Origin of the sequence: Congregibacter sp. (assembly GCF_045107095.1) — a bacterium.
GTDB lineage: Bacteria > Pseudomonadota > Gammaproteobacteria > Pseudomonadales > Halieaceae > Congregibacter.
This window is the reverse complement of record NZ_JBGCFU010000041.1, coordinates 22,334-38,561: the sequence shown is the minus strand read 5'-3', so window position 1 is coordinate 38,561 and position 16,228 is coordinate 22,334. Positions and strand designations below refer to the sequence as shown.

Sequence of the window (16,228 nt, the reverse complement as noted above, 5' to 3'; positions counted from 1 at the left end):
CACACATTGCAGATTCATGCTGCGGCAAAAGGCCAAGTGTGATAATTCTAAGAGAATGTCCGGTGTAACAAGGTTTTTCGAATTCCTCGGGAGGGCGGCCCTTTGGAGTGCTGTGCTATGCGCCTCCGCGGGCGCGGCTGGGTCATCATCAGAGCTAGTCCAAGACATCGCCGAAGCAGAACTTAGCGAAGTGTTGGTCGAACCTGCTTCGGATATTGAGGTGCCGCACTGGGTCGACAAAAGCCACGAGTACGCCACAAATCGAACCCAAGCCTTAGCCCAATGGATGGATGACTTCTTCGGTGCGCAAGTGCGCGATGCGGAGCGGGCGGATTCCTTTGTTCGCGCCATCTTTATAGATGATTGGGATCAACGCGATGGTCATGATCTCAAGGTGCGGCTCCGTGGGCAGGTGGATCTTCCGAAGATTTCAGAACGCGTCGACCTGGTGTTTTCCGGCGAGGAGTCTGAGCAAACGCTGACTGAGGAAGAGCGCGGGCAGGAAAATGATGTAGGCCTGCGCGTAAATGTCCGAGATGGCCGCCGCACACGCCTCGATGCCACGATTTCCGTGCGATCAGGTCCGGCGATTTTACCCGGTGTGCGTTTTCGCTATCAGCAATCAATTACCGATAACAGTTGGGCGCGATTCACCCAGCGCCTGCAGTACCACACCGAGGATGGCTATCGCTCACTGACCAATTTTGAGGCGAACCGAATTCTGGACGATAAGAGCCTGATTCGATGGGCCGGGCGTGTTCGATACCGTGAAGATAAAGAGTTTTGGGATTACAACACCGGTATTACCTATCGACGCTGGCTGGATGACCATGCGAAGTTTCCGAGCGCCATTGAGTATTTTGTTGCCGTGAGTGGCCGCGACCAGCCTGAAAACTACGAGACCAGTTATCGTCTCGGGTTTTTATACCGCAAGCAGTTCTTTCGGCAGTTTTTGTTTTATGAGATAGAGCCGAGCTACAACTGGCGAAGAGATCTCTATGAAGAAAAACGGGAAGGCGTGATGGGTATCGTTTTTCGCCTGGAGGTCATGCTCGATCGGGAGCTGGTCGGCGGTCGCTAAACCTTGCTCAGCTTTTGCTCCTTGCTTGAACGTAGCGCTCTCGCGCTTCCTGACATTCTGGGTCTGAAAGTCCGGCAAGAAGGCTGTCTGCGTCTGACCAAGATCGTGCGAGTCCTACCTGATTGGCGGTCACCGCATCGACATGGCGCTTGGTAGCCTGTATCGGAAATGCTGGACGAGAACTTATGGACTCGGTCATGCGATGTACTGCCTCATCTAGTTCTTCTATATCCACTGTTTTGTTAAGAAACCCGGCGCCCAAAGCCTCCTGCGCATCAAACGGTCTGCAGGTCATGACTAACTCTTTAGTGAGAGCCGGGCCAATCTCGCGCACCAACCTGGGGATGCCTCCCCAGGCCAGCGGAATGCCGAGATCGACTTCGGGGATCGAGAACCGCGCATCCTGCGCCGCTATGCGCAGATCGCAAGAAGCTGCCAATACCAGTCCCCCGCCAATGCACCATCCTTGAATACGGGCGATGGTTACGGCGTTAATCTGTTCCATGGCGTCGGCCATGCGTCGTCCTGCATCAGCCGCTTCCCTGGCGCCAACGTCGCCAGGTGCTGGAAAGCCCGCAAGGTCAGCTCCTGCTGAAAAGCACCGGCCTCTGCCGCCTACAGTGACTACCTTAATGGCGTTGTCGCGATTAAATTCTTTGGCCGCGTGGGTGAGTTCTTCCAGCGTCTCTAAAGACAAAGGGTTGAGTTTGTCGGGTCGATTTAGCCACAACGACGCGGTCTGTCCTTGGCGCTCTATATCCAGTGTTTTGTACATCGATTGAATCCCTGCGACAGCTAATGAACTAAAGTTTAGCACCGCCACAAAAACGCGTGCGCGAAGTGTGTGCCCCGTGGTTCAAATGGTGTAACCTCCCGCGGGGGGACCTATTGCTGCAGCGTTTAGTGCGTGTTTCGCATCAAAAGCCCTGAACCCAGAATGCAAATTCCCACTAAAAAAACAGCAAAGAAAGGACATGACCATGAAATTGTTTACACGGCTTTTTGTACTCCTGTCAGTCGCCGTGCTCGCGGCTTGTAGCAGCGTTGATATACGCGATTACGAAACCTGTATCGTCGGCAGTAGCGCGGTGGGTGGCGTTGTTGGCGCGACCGCTGGCGGAGCCGGCGCGGTAGGTGGGGTAGCAGTGGGTGCCGGTGTAGGCGCTGTCATCTGCGATTACGAAGAGCCAGCGCCCATGGCGGCAGCTGCCGCAGCGCCCATGGATAGTGATGGCGATGGCGTAATGGACGACAAGGACCGCTGTGCCAACACCCCTGCCGGCGCAGAAGTTGATATGAGCGGCTGTGCCCTTGATAGTGACGGGGATGGTGTTGCCGACTACAAAGATCAGTGCGCGAATACACCCGCAGGCGTCAAAGTGGATGCGACAGGTTGTCCCGTTAAAGACGAGGTGGTGCTGACAGTGGACCGTCTGAACTTCGACTTTGATAGTGCGACTTTGGACGCTCAGTCGCGAGCAGCTCTTGATTCAGCGGTTGCTGTTATCAAGTCCCACAGCAGCGTGAAGATGGATGTTGTCGGTTACACCGACACCTCGGGTCCCGAGGAGTACAACCTGGGCTTGTCCGAGCGTCGCGCGCAAGCAGCAGTAGATTATCTGGTGTCTCAAGGTGTTGATGCTGACCAGTTGCGTGCAACGGGTCGCGGTGAGGCTAACCCGATTGCCAGCAACGACAGCCGGGACGGGCGCGAGCGCAACCGACGTGTTGAGCTGGTAGTTCGCTAAGGCACTTTTTGACGATCTTTGGAGGCGCCGGATTGCACCGGCGCCTTTTCTTTACCGTGAAGAATACTTGAGCGACAGTAAAACATACTGTATGTTCAAATCCGACTTTTTTGCGGTGCGGGCACAGGCTGCCCAAGCCCTTCATATTCGAATTCGTAACCCTCAGGAGGCTTCCGCTTTGACCGAGATAGATACCTTTCGTCAGGAAACCCGGGAGTGGCTTGCCAACCATTGCCCCGAATCCATGCGCCAACCCGTTAACAGCTTTGAAGATATCTATAACGGTGGTCGAAATCCCGAAGTAAACATCCCCGAACAGCCTCTATGGTGTGAGCGCATGGCCGAGCGAGGCTGGACCGTGCCTCACTGGCCCAAGGAGTACGGCGGTGGTGGTCTTTCCGCCGAGGAAGTTAAGGTTTTAAGAGAAGAAATGGCCAGAATTGGTGCCCGGCGCCCGCTGGACTCTTTCGGCATTTCAATGCTGGGGCCAGCACTACTGAAGTTCGGTAGTGAGGAGCAAAAACTGGAGCATCTACCGCGCATCTGCCGCGGCGAGATTCGCTGGTGTCAAGGTTACTCCGAACCTGGCGCAGGCTCAGATCTGGCAAGTTTACAAACGCGTGCTGACGATCATGGTGATCACTATGTAATCAATGGCCAGAAAGTCTGGACTTCCTACGCAGACAAGGCGGATTGGATATTCTGCCTGGTACGCACGGACAACTCCGGTAGCAAGCACGAAGGCATAAGCTTTGTACTCTTCGATATGGACCAGCCCGGAGTGACTGCAAAGCCCATTCGTCTTATTAGTGGTTCTTCGCCGTTTTGCGAGACCTTCTTTGACGACGCTCGCGCGGACAAGCGGAACCTGGTTGGCGAAGAAGGTCAGGGCTGGACAATTGCCAAGTACCTGCTTACGCATGAACGGGAAATGATCTCAGCGTTTGGCACCTCGGGAGGTAAGTCCCTGGGTAAAACGGCAGTCGAGCAGATGGGTGCCGATGCGGAAGGACGGCTTCGTAACGGCATCCTGCGCCAAGACATAGCCCAGCATCAGCTGGACACCATGGTGTTTGGCGCGACCATGGAGCGCGTTGGCGACGAAGTGAAAGCTGGGCAGGGCCTTGGGCCCGCGTCATCAATCTTTAAGTACTACGGCACGGAATTGAACAAGCGTCGTAACGAGTTGAATCTCGCTGTGGGTGGAGAAGCTGCGCTGGGTTGGTCTGGTGATGAATACCGCGGAGGCGAAACTGTACGCAGCTTTTTGCGATCAAAAGGTAATTCCATCGAGGGCGGTACCTCCGAAGTTCAACTCAACATCGTAGCCAAGCGTGTGCTTGGTCTACCCGACGCCTGAGGAGTTGCTGTCATGACATTAGTGCTAAATGAAGAACAACAAATGCTCAAAGAGTCTGCAGCAGGCTTTTTGGCGAGTAAGGCGACCGTAGGGCACCTTCGTAAACTGCGGGATTCTGGTGATGAGCTCGGCTTTGACCCCGCTGTATGGCAAGAGATGGTTGAGATGGGTTGGGCTGGGATTGCGATTCCTGAGGCCTATGGCGGTTTGGGTTATGGATACACGGGCTTGGGTGTGGTTCTGGAGCAGGCTGGACGTCATCTGAGTGCTTCGCCCCTTGAGGCAAGCGTACTGGTTGGCGCCACGGCGATTAACTGTCTGGGCACGGAGCCGCAGAAAGCGACGTGGCTCGCAGAAATAGCTGCTGGCGAAAAGCAGGTCACCTTGGCGTTGCAGGAGTCCGGTGCCTTCGATCCAGCAGCGGTGGCCGCGACGGCAACACGCGACGGTGACGCTTACGTCGTATCTGGTGAAAAGCGCATGGTTTTGGATGCCAAATCCGCCGATGCCTTTGTTGTGATTGCACGCAGTAGTGGAGCAGCCGGAGATCAAGATGGCCTGAGCGCGTTTTTGGTTCCTGCAGATGCCGCGGGACTGAGCGTGACTCCCTGTGACATGGTTGATAGCCGGCAATGCGGATCCGTCGCACTGGATGGTGTTCGACTGTCATCTGATGCGCTCATGGGTGGTGAAGGTGATGCCTGGGCAGCGCTTGAGCGCACACTTGATATTGCGGCCATTGGCTTTTCTGCACAGTTGCTCGGGCTGTCTTTAGAGGCCTTTGAGAGAACTATGGACTACATCCGGGAGCGAAAGCAGTTCGGGAAGGTGATTGGTTCCTTCCAGGGCTTACAGCACCGCGCCGCGCATTTGTTTGCAGAGTTGGAGCTGGCCCGGTCTATCGTCCTTAAAGCTCTGCAGGCAGTAGACGCGGATGACGAAAATCTGTCGCGTTTGGCCAGTGCTGCGAAGGCTAAGCTAAGTGAAGTTGCCAGACTCGCCAGTAATGAGGGCGTTCAGATGCATGGCGGGGTCGGTATGACAGACGAATACGACATCGGCTTGTACATGAAGCGTGCCCGCGTACTGGAGCATTTGATGGGTGACTACTACTATCATCTGGATCGTTTCGCGCGAATCGGTGGATACTGATGAGCTGATTTACTCCGCAGGCACAGGAAACTATAAAAAGTATGAGCGAAGAACTGCAGAAAATTGATGAAGCTGTCGAGCAGCTCACCCAGGACGGCGCGCCCTTTGCGTTGAGCACCGTTACCATCGATGGCGCGGAGTATAGAAGCTTCGCCTCAGCACCAGAGAATATGGCCGCGTACTTCCGCTTTATGCTGAATCACGCGGATAAGGAGTTCACGGTCTATCGCGATGACCGCATGACCTTTGGTGAAAGCTATGCGCAGTCCGCAGCGCTCGCACGGTCCCTTATTGATGACTTCGGAGTGAAGCCCGGTGATCGCGTGGCCATTCTCAGCCGCAATAACCCACAGTGGATGATGGGCTTCATCGCAGCGCTGTCCATTGGCGCGGTAGCCGTGCCAATGAACGCCTGGTGGACCACCGAGGAGCTCGACTACGGTTTAAAGGATTGCGGTGCAAAGCTGGTTATTGTCGATCGTCAGCGCATGGAACGCCTATTGCCTCTTCAGGATGAGTTGCAGCTTAAGCTTATCGCTGTGGACGACTGCGAAGGTCTTGCGGTGGAGTTCAGCAAGTTCGAGGATTTGGTAGCCGCTCATGCGGGTGCACAGATGCCCGAGGTCGAGGTGACCGGTGACGATCACGCCACAATTATGTACACCTCGGGATCTACAGGGCATCCCAAAGGCGCACTGTCATCTCACCGCGGTATGTTGTCGGCGCTCTACAGCTGGATGCTGTTGGGTTTGTCAGCAAAGCAGGCCGGTGGCGATAGCGAGCCAGCAAAGTTTCCAGCGTCAGGCCTGCTCACTATTCCGCTGTTTCACTGTACCGGCAGTCACACAGCTTTCTTGCTGTCCCTTATTGTGGGTCGTAAGTTAGTGATCATGCACAAGTGGGACGTGCAGGAAGCGCTTCGCATGATCGAAGAAGAGCGCATTACCTGGTTCACCGGCGTACCGACGATGTCTGCAGAGCTTCAGGCTGCGGCGGCTGAGTCCGACCGGGATCTATCGTCTCTTGCCGAGATTTATGGTGGTGGTGCGGCCAGGCCGCCCGCACAGGTCGAGAAGCTCGCAACCACCTTCAAGCATTCATCGGCAGGTATCGGCTACGGGCTGACCGAGACTAATGCTTTAGGGACCATCAATACGGGCGCCGTGTACCGCGCGAGACCGGGCAGTGCCGGACGGCCGGTACCTGCGGTCACGGACATCGCGATCTTCGATGAGAATGATCAGCCGGTGCCTGCGGGCGAGCGCGGCGAGGTGTGTATTCACTCTCCTGCGAATTGCCTTGGCTATTGGAACAAGCCCGAAGCCAGTGCGGAGGCTTTTCGCGATGGTTGGTTCCACACGGGTGATGTGGGCTACATCGATGAAGACGGTTTTTTGTTCATTGTCGATCGTATGAAGGAAATCATCATCCGAGGCGGCGAAAACATAAGTTGTATCGAAGTAGAGGCCGGCATCTATCAGCATCCGGCGGTGAGTGAAGCTGCTGTTTACGGCGTTCCCGATGAACGCCTGGGCGAGGCCGTTGCTGCCAGTGTGGTGCTGCGCGAAGGTGAGCGTTTGTCTGCCGAGGAGCTTCAAAGCTTTTTGAAAGAGCACATTGCGGGATTCAAGATTCCCGCACACGTCCGTTTTCACGAGGACGCCCTGCCACGTATTGCTACGGGCAAGATTTTTAAACGACAACTTAAGGCAGAGCTGAGCGAACAGCTAGCAGCTGCTTGAGGGTTTTCATTTATTTGCCCTGCAAGAACGTGGGGCATGCACGCAAGGAGATCGGGTCATGGACCTAGGAGTATCGGAAAAAGTTGCGCCGTTGTTGGCGCGCGTTACGGCGTTTATCGACGAAGAAGTCGTGCCCGTAGAGAAGGAATACGCCGCGGAGATTGCGACAGGTGATCGCTGGCAGTTCACTGAGCGACAAACCGAAATCATCGAGACCCTCAAAGCGAAAGCGCGTGCTGAGGGGCTGTGGAATTTTTTCCTCACGGAAGGTGAGCAAGCGAGCGGTCTAACGACCGTTGAATACGCTTATCTGGCTGAGCAGATGGGTCGATCGCACTTGGCCGCAGAGTCTTTTAACTGCGCCGCGCCAGATACCGGCAACATGGAAGTACTGACTAAGTACGGTAGCGAAGCACAGCAGGCTGAGTGGCTCACACCGCTCCTCAATGGTGAGATTCGCAGCGCCTACGCAATGACCGAGCCCGGTGTTGCTTCCTCTGACGCGACCAACATCTGCACCAGCGCCGTACTGGAAGGTGACGAGTGGGTCATTAACGGCGAGAAGCACTGGATATCTGGCGCGGGCGATCCGCGCTGCAAGATCATGATCGTGATGGTCAAAACCGATCCCGATGCCGCTAAGCATAAGCAGCAGTCTCAAATTCTCGTGCCCATCAATACTCCGGGCGTTGAAATAATCCGTCCCATGCAGGTGTTTTCCATGGACGATGCACCCCACGGACACATGCAGCTCGCGTTCAACAATGTTCGCGTGCCCAAGGACAACGTCATTCTTGGTGCGGGACGTGGCTTCGAAATTTCTCAGGGTCGTCTTGGGCCTGGTCGTATCCACCACTGCATGCGCGCTTTGGGCGCTGCCGAGCGTGCCTTAGAGCTGATGTGCAAGCGAGCGACCACACGAGTGGCCTTTGGTAAGCCTTTGGCTCGTCTAGGTGCCAACATCGACATCGTTGCCAACGCGCGCATGGACATTGAGCAAGCGCGACTCCTGACCCTTAAGACTGCGTGGATGATGGATAACGTTGATCCAAAGGAAGCGCGTATCTGGATATCGATGATCAAGACCGCCGTGCCGAATGTGACGCTCAAGGTAATCGACGAAGCGATACAGATGTTTGGTGGTCTGGGTGTATCGCAGGACACGCCGCTGGCAACTATGTACATGGGGCAGCGAACCCTGCGTCTTGCTGATGGTCCCGATGCCGTGCATCGCATGGTTGTAGGTCGTAATGAGTTTAAAAAATACTCGGATCAAGAGCCGGTTAACGCGACGTTCCGCGACGGTTAATAGGTACAGATAGCAAAGGCTGTGCGGCGCTTGGCGCCGCTCACTAACGACAGAATTCAATCAGTAATAGGGGAAAGTACATGGGAGTTACAGTCGTACCAAAAGAGCAGCTTGTGGATCAGGTGGGCAACAAGACAGTCGGCGAGTGGGCGACGATGGACCAGGATCGCATTAATACCTTTGCGGACTGCACGGAAGATCATCAGTTTATTCACATCGACGAGGAAAAAGCTGCGCAGACGCCCTTTGGTGGCACTATCGCTCATGGCTTCCTTTCACTATCAATGCTGCCAAAGCTGAGCGAAGGCACCGGTGTGGTACCAGAGAACGTTGTGATGGGTATTAACTATGGCCTGAACAAAGTGCGTTTTTTGAACCCGGTCCGTGCGGGGAAGCGCATCCGCGCTCACAGCGAACTGATCAGCGTTGATCAGAAAGATGATAATCGGTTCTTGCTGACATCGTCGGTGACGGTTGAGATTGAAGGCGTAGACACACCCGCGCTCGTCGCTGAGTCTCTCGCGATGATTGTCTGCGGCTGATACACATAAAAGGAGTATTTTAGAATGACGATTCGTTATGACGGTCGAGTGGCTATTGTTACCGGCGCAGGACAAGGACTGGGTCGCAGTCATGCCATCGAGCTTGCAAAGCGTGGTGCCAAGGTTGTAGTTAATGACTTGGGTGGCTCCAAAGACGGTACGGGATCCTCGTCTGATGCCGCTCTCGCTGTGGTTGCCGAGATCGAGGCAGCCGGCGGTGAGGCAATGGCCAACGGCGCTAATGTCGCCGACTACGCGCAAGTCGAAGCCATGGTCGCCGCGACAATGGAGAAGTGGGGTCGCGTTGATATCCTCGTAAACAATGCAGGCATTCTTCGCGATAAGAGCTTCATCAAAGGTTCCATGGAAGATTTTGAGCTTGTACTAAACGTTCATCTTATGGGTACCGTCTATTGCACTCGCGCCTGCTGGGAAATCATGAAAGAGCAGGAATACGGTCGGGTAGTGGTCACCACCTCTTCCTCCGGTCTCTACGGCAACTTTGGTCAGACCAACTACGGTTCTGCCAAGATGGGCGTGATCGGGCTAATGAACACATTGGTTCTTGAAGGCGCGAAGTACAACATCCGAGTGAATGCGTTAGCCCCAACAGCAGGAACTCGAATGACGGACGGCCTCATGCCAGAGAAGATGTTCGAGTTGCTGACTCCCGAGACTGTTACACCCGCTGTGCTGTACCTGGTGAGCGAGGACGGTCCAAATCGCACGATTCTTTGTGCCGGTGCGGGCTCCTACGCTGTGTCGAAAATTGTTGAAAGTGAAGGCCTCTGGCTAACACCTGAAGAACAGACGCCCGAAGGCATCGCTGCTCACTGGGGTGTAATTTCAGCCGCCGAGGGTGGACGCGCGCTACAGGCTGGTTTTGAACAGTCGGGCAAAATGCTGACGCAGGCTGCCGCAGGTTTGGGTATTTCTCTCGAGTAAATCGCGGGTTTTTTAGCTAGCAATGTTTTTTTGACGGCGAGGCTTCGTCGTCTTTTAGGAGATAAGTTATGAAAGAAGCAGTAATTGTATCGACGGCGCGTACGCCTATCGCAAAGGCCTATCGTGGCGGGTTTAACAATTTGCCAGCCCCCACTATGGGTGCTGCGGCCGTGAGTGAAGCGGTTCGTCGCGCGGGTGTGGAGCCGGGCGAAATCGAAGATGTGATCATGGGTGCCGCGCTACAGCAGGGCAGCGGTGGTCAGAACGTCGCGCGGCAGATTGCCTTGCGAGCAGGCTTGCCCGTCACCGTATCGGGCATGACGATTGATCGCCAGTGTTCGTCCGGCTTGATGGCAGTAGCCACTGCCGCGAAGCAGGTTATGTATGACGGCATGGACATCGTTGTCGGCGGTGGTCTTGATTCTATCTCGCTGGTCCAGAACGAGCATATGAACCTGCATCGCGCTGCAGATCCAGAGCTGGTAGCCATGCATCCCGATATCTACATGCCCATGCTGCAGACGGCGGAAACCGTTGCCAAGCGCTATGGCATTAGCCGTGACGCTATGGACGAGTACGGTCTTCAATCGCAGCAGCGAGTAGCGGAAGCTTATGAGCAAGGCCGTTACGATGCGGAGCTGACCCCCGTGACCTGCAAGCGCATTGTGTGGAACAAGGAAACGGGCGAACAGTCTGAGGCTGAAGCAACGGTCAGCCGTGACGAAGGTATTCGCGCTACGACCCCGGAGGCTCTTGCGGGTCTTAAGACCGTGATTGAAGGCGGCACTATCACCGCTGGTAACGCCTCACAGCTGTCTGACGGTGCGTCGGCCCAGTTGATCATGGATTCAAAAGTTGCGGAGCAGCGTGGTCTGGAGCCTCTGGGGCTTTACCGCGGTATTGCGGTCGCGGGTCTTGAGCCTGATGAAATGGGTATTGGTCCTATCTACGCTGTACCTAAGCTGCTGAAGCAGCATGGTCTGACCGTCGATGACATCGGCCTTTGGGAGCTCAACGAAGCCTTTGCAGTACAGGTACTGCATTGTCGTGACGTCTTGGGCATCGATAATGACAAGCTCAACGTCAGTGGCGGCGCCATCGCCATTGGTCACCCCTACGGAATGAGTGGTTCGCGCATGATTGGCCACGCACTCATCGAAGGTAAGCGACGCGGCGTTAAGTACGTTGTCATCACCATGTGTGTTGGTGGTGGTATGGGTGCAGCAGGACTGTTTGAAGTACTGTAATACTCAGTGTTGAGAGATTAAGCACCGAGCCGCGTGAAGCCTTGAGCTGCGCGCGGGCGTCGCGAGCCATGGATGGCGAGCGCCGAGCCTGTCATGGATGACGCTTTTTGGCGTCCCGCGCACAGTTCAAGGCTGCGCACGGCGCCATGCTAAGAATTACTGACCAGGTCATGGAGAGAGAGGATGCGCGCATTACTTTGTACAGAACACGGGATGGCCGACAAGCTGCAGCTTGCGACCGATCATCCGGAGCCAACCGCCGAGGCGGGTCAGGTCGTTATCGACGTTAAGGCGGCCGGCCTCAACTTCCCGGATGTTCTGATTATCCAGGGCAAGTACCAGTTTCAGCCAGATATGCCGTTCTCTCCCGGTGGCGAGTGCGCCGGCGTGGTGTTGTCTGTGGGCGAAGGCGTGGAGCGTTACAAGGCTGGCGACAAGGTGATCGCGATGACCGGTAGCGGCGCTTTTCGGGATCAAGTTGCGGCAGATCAAAATGCCGTAATGCCCATGCCCGAAGGTCTGGACTTTACGCAGGCAGCAGGCGTTGCCATGACTTACTTCACCTCCTATCACGCGTTGAAACAACGCGCCGACCTCAAAGAAGGCGAAACCTTGCTAGTGCTCGGTGCTGCAGGTGGCGTCGGTTCTACTGCCGTGGAGCTCGGTAAAATGATGGGCGCGAAGGTGATTGCGGCGGCGAGCTCAGAAGAGAAGCTGGCTATGTGTCGCGAGCTTGGCGCGGATGAGACCATCAACTACAGCGAGCAGGACCTGAAGGCAGCGGTAAAAGAGCTAACCGGAGGTAAGGGCGTCGATGTTGTTTATGACCCCGTAGGCGGCGACTACGCTGAGCCAGCATTACGCGGTATGGCATGGAACGGTCGTTACCTGGTGGTAGGTTTTGCCGCCGGACCTATTCCAGAGATTCCATTGAATCTTGCTCTGCTCAAGGGCTGCTCTATCGTTGGTGTGTTTTGGGGGCGTTTCATTGCTGAAGAGCCCGCGGTTCATCTTCAGAACATCGAAGATCTGTGGGGCCTTTTTGCCGAGGGCAAACTGAAGCCAGCGATTAATGACGTGTTTTCCCTTGAGGACTACGAGAAAGCCTATGATGTGATGACCGGGCGCTTAGCGCGGGGTAAGGTCATCATCACCATGGAGTAGGTACGGCATGCAGTCATTTGCCTTTAATACCGTCGCGCGTCTTGTCAGTGGAAGTGGCGAAGCACTGAAGCTGGCAGAATACTGCGCCAAACTGGGGGTTCATAACGCTTTACTGGTTACTGACCCCGGGCTGGTAGCTATTGGACTCATCGGGCCTGTTCAGGATGCTCTTGGTGCAGCCGGCGTAGGGGTTTGTTTGTTTCCCAAAGTCAGTGAAGATCCTCCGGAAGCGGTGGTACTCGCTGCGGCCGAGGCGGGCAAAGCCGCGGGTGTTGATGGCGTTATTGCCGTTGGTGGTGGCAGTTCGATGGACGTTGCTAAAGTCGCTGCTGCTCTGCTTTGCGGCGGCCAGGCTCTGGCTGATATGTACGGAGTTGATCAGGTCGTCGGCGGTCGCCTTCCCCTGATCCTGGTTCCCACCACAGCGGGCACCGGTTCTGAGGTAACGCCGGTCGCCGTTATCACCACGGGAGAAACCACGAAAGCCGGAGTGAGTTCTTCAGTCTTGCTTCCCGACGTTGCGGTTCTTGATGCAGACCTGACCCTGGGACTACCGCCCCACATCACTGCCATGACCGGCGTCGACGCCATGGTTCATGCTATAGAGGCCTACACTTCCAAGATCAAGAAGAACCCCGTATCGGACAATCTGGCACGGAGTGCACTGAGGCTCCTTGCCGATAATGTGCGCACGGCGGTACACGATGGACGTCAGCGTGATGCACGCGCTGCGATGTTGTTGGGAGCAATGCAGGCTGGTCAGGCCTTTGCCAACGCACCCGTGGCCGCAGTGCATGCTCTGGCATATCCCTTGGGTGGGCACTTCCATATACCCCACGGATTGAGTAATTCGCTCGTTCTTCCCGAGGTTTTGCGCTTTAACCTGCCCGATGCGACACCCCTCTATGCAGAACTCGCGGAAATTGTGGTGGGAGGGGCTGTGTCGGGAAGTGATGAAGCCCGAGCCCAGGCACTGATTACGGCCATTGAAGAGCTTATTGGCGATTTGTCGATGCCAGCAACTTTGCGCGAGGCGGGTGTTGATGAAGGGAGTTTGGAGACTCTGGCCAGTGATGCCATGCTCCAGCAGCGCTTGTTAATCAACAATCCTCGAGACCTTAGTTACGATGATGCGCTGGGAATCTATCGCGCTGCGTTTTGAACGCGGCATTTCGGCAATGGCTGCTGCCGCTTAAATCATAGCGAGGTAATTCAATGTCCAGAGCTCAGCCCCCGGCGCGCACGGACTACCCCTGGTTCACGGCTATAACGACGCGCTGGTCCGACAATGATGTCTACGGACATGTAAACAACGTCATTTATTACAGTTACTTTGATTCCGTCGCTAACCGATACCTCATTGATGAGGGTGGTTTGAATATTCACACCGGAGAGACGGTTGGCCTCGTGGTGAATTCTGGCTGTGATTACTACTCTCCTGTGGCCTACCCGGAGGCACTTCAGGGTGCCCTGCGAGTGGACCGCTTGGGTAATAGCTCGGTGCAATATGGTATTGGTATTTTCCGGGAGGGGGACGACAAGGCCTGCGCCAACGGGACATTCACCCACGTATTCGTTGATCGTGTGAGTAACAAGCCGGTACCCATTCCAGCGCAAATGCGTGAGGCGCTCGCCGCTATTGCGACTAACAGCTAGCGTTTGGCAGTGCTTACCAAGAATCCTATGGTTCCGAAAAACATCACGGCAGAAAATAACGCGGGTCCAAAGGGCGCCAGAGGATAGAGCAGGCCTCCGATAATCGGTCCGCTGACAAAACCGACTGCGGGACAGGCAGAGATCACTCCAGCTGCACCGCCTTGTTCCTCAGGGCTCACCGCGATGGAGGCTCCGGCTGTGATCGCCGGCATGGACAAGCCCAGTCCTGTCCCCAGCAACGCCATTCCCGAGGCAAGCATTGTAAAGTTGGCAAAGCCAGCAACAAGCAGTGATCCCAGAGCCATAAAAGCCAGACCCGTGCGCACAAATACGTGGGGGGGAAGTTTCAGTCGTTGCATGGCGGTGACCTGAACGACAAAGGTAAATACCGCCGAAACCATTAAGGCTGCGCCGGTGTATTGCGCCGTTTCGACACCGCTGAGTTCCAATTGGTCCTGAAGCTGAAACCCCAGCGTTTGTTGAATGGCGGAGAACCCTGTGAACAAACCTATTGCTGTGAGCGCAAAGCGCCGAATTCGTGGATCCAGGAATCGCAAGCGTTTTGGTTTCTCGTGGCTCAATCGCTGGGGTGCGGGAATGCTGGGCAAGGCTTTCCAAACGAGGACAGCGGCTGCAGCAGAAAGGGCGCCAGCGAAGTAGAGAGGCGCCAGTAACCCCAGAGTTGCAAGCGCTCCGCTCACGGCGGGGCCCAGAATCATGCCCAGGCTATTCGCTGTGCCCAGTTTGGCCATAGCAGCAGTACGCTCGCTAGTGCTAGTGCTGTCTGCTGCGTAGGCGGTTGTCGACGGACTGGATGCCGACATCACTACCGATTGGCTGCACCGGGTGACAAGTGCAACCCCATACAGTGCGAGGCCTGACAGCACTCCCGCGAGACCTGCCATAAAAACCGAAGTGAACAGCAGTGTGCCTACCGTGTAGCCAATTAGGCCGATGAGAATGACCGGTTTGCGTCCTATCCTGTCTGATAGACGGCCCCAGTAGGGCGAGGCAACGGCGAATACCAGTGCCGATAATGCAATGATCGAGGTGATTTGAACCTCGGCGAGATTAACCTCCCGTCCCAGTGGTGCCAGAATCGCAAACACCAGCGACTGACCAATGCCCGTCGCCATAAGCGCTGTGATGAGCACCAAGAGTTGTCGGCGTGTCAGCGTCTCGCTCATTAGCTATTCGGTTGTTCAGCTGTTGGCGTTTCCGAGCGTGTAGCTGTCAGAGCGCTTTCTGTCTTATCGCGAAACAGACGGGCATAAGCGGTGGGGAACAAGCGCACAATCCAATCGATGACCCTGGCGTCGCCGCCAATGAGGAGTCGTCTCTGGCCTTTTTCAGCAGCACGAAGAATCTGGCGAGCAGCATCTTCGGCACTGGTTCGCACATGCTGTGAAAACATTTCCTGCTGAGATTCGGGAGTAGCGCTGGGGTCAGCGTTGCGGGCCCTCCGGGCAATATTGGTATCGATCCCGCCAGGGTGCACGCAGCACAGCTTAATAGGGCTATCCACTAGGTCCAATTCCTGACGAAGAGACTCGCTGAATCCCCGCACCGCGAACTTGGCGGCGTTGTAAGCCGATTGTTGGGGTACCGCGATTAGACCGAAAACTGACGAAATGTTAACCAAATGGCTGCGCTCTGCCTTTTCGAGGGCTGGGATGAACGACTGGCAACCATGCACCACGCCCCAGAAATTGATATTCATCAGCCAGTGGAAGTCTTCCAGGCTGGTTTCTGCAACGGAGGCCATGAGGTCCACACCGGCATTGTTAACCACAAGGTGTAGGGCAGGGGTGATCGCTGTGACCGCGGCGGCCCAGTTGGTTACGGCCTCAGCATTTGATACATCCACCACAGTGCTATGACAACTCACCGTCGTATCGGTAAAACTGGCCGTAGTTGCGGCTAAACCAGCTTCGTCTATGTCGGCGAGGTACAAGTGACAGCCGGCGGAATTCAGCTGCTGGGCGAGCGCGCGGCCAATACCGGAGCCGGCACCCGTGATTGCCGCATGCTTGTTTCTGAAATAGTCCATTTTGAGAGTCCACCGATGAATATGGCCATCATAGGCAGGGAGGCGAGCGTCAGCCAGTGCTTAGTTTGTGGATCATCCGTATGGACAGAAAACAGGCGATTTCGTACACTGCGCACCCACGACCAGACTTCGGGTCTGGCGTAACACATTGATGACACAAAATTCTGAGCTGCCGGCATTAACGCACATTAACAATTCAAAGAAAGCGAGATGAGAACTACTCATCTCGCTT

The 16,228-nt window shown here is 55.6% G+C and carries 15 protein-coding genes; 12 read left to right on the top strand and 3 right to left on the bottom strand.

Features of this window, described 5'->3' with window-relative positions:
- Positions 1-112 precede the first annotated feature (112 nt).
- Positions 113-1,081, top strand: coding sequence for a hypothetical protein (locus AB8B76_RS08015; RefSeq protein ID WP_405271513.1), 969 nt, complete (start codon positions 113-115; stop codon positions 1,079-1,081).
- A gap of 7 nt (positions 1,082-1,088) precedes the next feature.
- Here AB8B76_RS08015 and AB8B76_RS08010 read toward each other — a convergent pair whose 3' ends face one another.
- Positions 1,089-1,856: an enoyl-CoA hydratase/isomerase family protein gene (locus tag AB8B76_RS08010; protein WP_405271512.1), complete on the bottom strand. Its 768-nt coding sequence runs from the start codon at positions 1,854-1,856 to the stop codon at positions 1,089-1,091.
- 205 nt (positions 1,857-2,061) lie between these two features.
- Here AB8B76_RS08010 and AB8B76_RS08005 point away from each other — a divergent pair, with 205 nt between their 5' ends.
- From AB8B76_RS08005 to AB8B76_RS07955, 11 genes are all read left to right on the top strand, one after another.
- Entirely contained in the window at positions 2,062-2,829 is a 768-nt protein-coding gene (locus tag AB8B76_RS08005) for an OmpA family protein (RefSeq protein ID WP_405271511.1), read from the top strand.
- A 178-nt stretch (positions 2,830-3,007) separates the two neighbouring features.
- Positions 3,008-4,189, top strand: coding sequence for an acyl-CoA dehydrogenase family protein (locus AB8B76_RS08000; RefSeq protein ID WP_405271524.1), 1,182 nt, complete (start codon positions 3,008-3,010; stop codon positions 4,187-4,189).
- Positions 4,190-4,201: 12 nt separating this feature from the next.
- Positions 4,202-5,341 carry an acyl-CoA dehydrogenase family protein gene (locus AB8B76_RS07995; protein ID WP_405271510.1) on the top strand — a complete coding sequence of 380 codons (1,140 nt, stop codon included), beginning with the start codon at positions 4,202-4,204 and terminating at the stop codon, positions 5,339-5,341.
- A gap of 41 nt (positions 5,342-5,382) precedes the next feature.
- On the top strand, positions 5,383-7,083 hold the full coding sequence (locus AB8B76_RS07990; protein ID WP_405271509.1) for a class I adenylate-forming enzyme family protein: 1,701 nt from the start codon (positions 5,383-5,385) through the stop codon (positions 7,081-7,083).
- Between the two features lie 58 nt (positions 7,084-7,141).
- On the top strand, positions 7,142-8,392 hold the full coding sequence (locus AB8B76_RS07985; RefSeq protein ID WP_405271508.1) for an acyl-CoA dehydrogenase family protein: 1,251 nt from the start codon (positions 7,142-7,144) through the stop codon (positions 8,390-8,392).
- Between the two features lie 80 nt (positions 8,393-8,472).
- The gene (locus AB8B76_RS07980) at positions 8,473-8,934 is read left to right on the top strand and encodes a MaoC family dehydratase (protein ID WP_405271506.1); all 462 of its coding nucleotides are present in this window, start codon (positions 8,473-8,475) and stop codon (positions 8,932-8,934) included.
- Positions 8,935-8,958: 24 nt separating this feature from the next.
- Positions 8,959-9,879, top strand: coding sequence for an SDR family NAD(P)-dependent oxidoreductase (locus AB8B76_RS07975; RefSeq protein WP_405271504.1), 921 nt, complete (start codon positions 8,959-8,961; stop codon positions 9,877-9,879).
- 68 nt (positions 9,880-9,947) lie between these two features.
- Positions 9,948-11,126, top strand: a complete 1,179-nt coding sequence (locus tag AB8B76_RS07970; protein ID WP_405271502.1) for an acetyl-CoA C-acyltransferase — start codon at positions 9,948-9,950, stop codon at positions 11,124-11,126.
- Positions 11,127-11,309: 183 nt separating this feature from the next.
- Entirely contained in the window at positions 11,310-12,290 is a 981-nt protein-coding gene (locus AB8B76_RS07965; protein ID WP_405271500.1) for an NADPH:quinone oxidoreductase family protein, read from the top strand.
- Positions 12,291-12,297: 7 nt separating this feature from the next.
- Positions 12,298-13,452, top strand: coding sequence for an iron-containing alcohol dehydrogenase (locus AB8B76_RS07960; RefSeq protein WP_405271498.1), 1,155 nt, complete (start codon positions 12,298-12,300; stop codon positions 13,450-13,452).
- A 53-nt stretch (positions 13,453-13,505) separates the two neighbouring features.
- Positions 13,506-13,946, top strand: a complete 441-nt coding sequence (locus AB8B76_RS07955; RefSeq protein WP_405271497.1) for an acyl-CoA thioesterase — start codon at positions 13,506-13,508, stop codon at positions 13,944-13,946.
- Here the strand turns inward: AB8B76_RS07955 and AB8B76_RS07950 are convergent.
- On the bottom strand, positions 13,943-15,133 hold the full coding sequence (locus AB8B76_RS07950; RefSeq protein WP_405271496.1) for an MFS transporter: 1,191 nt from the start codon (positions 15,131-15,133) through the stop codon (positions 13,943-13,945). The genes AB8B76_RS07955 and AB8B76_RS07950 overlap by 4 nt on opposite strands.
- A complete protein-coding gene (locus AB8B76_RS07945) occupies positions 15,133-15,996 on the bottom strand; it encodes an SDR family NAD(P)-dependent oxidoreductase (protein ID WP_405271495.1) in 864 nt (287 codons plus the stop codon). The genes AB8B76_RS07950 and AB8B76_RS07945 overlap by 1 nt, the downstream gene beginning before the upstream one ends.
- Between the last annotated feature and the right edge of the window lie 232 nt (positions 15,997-16,228).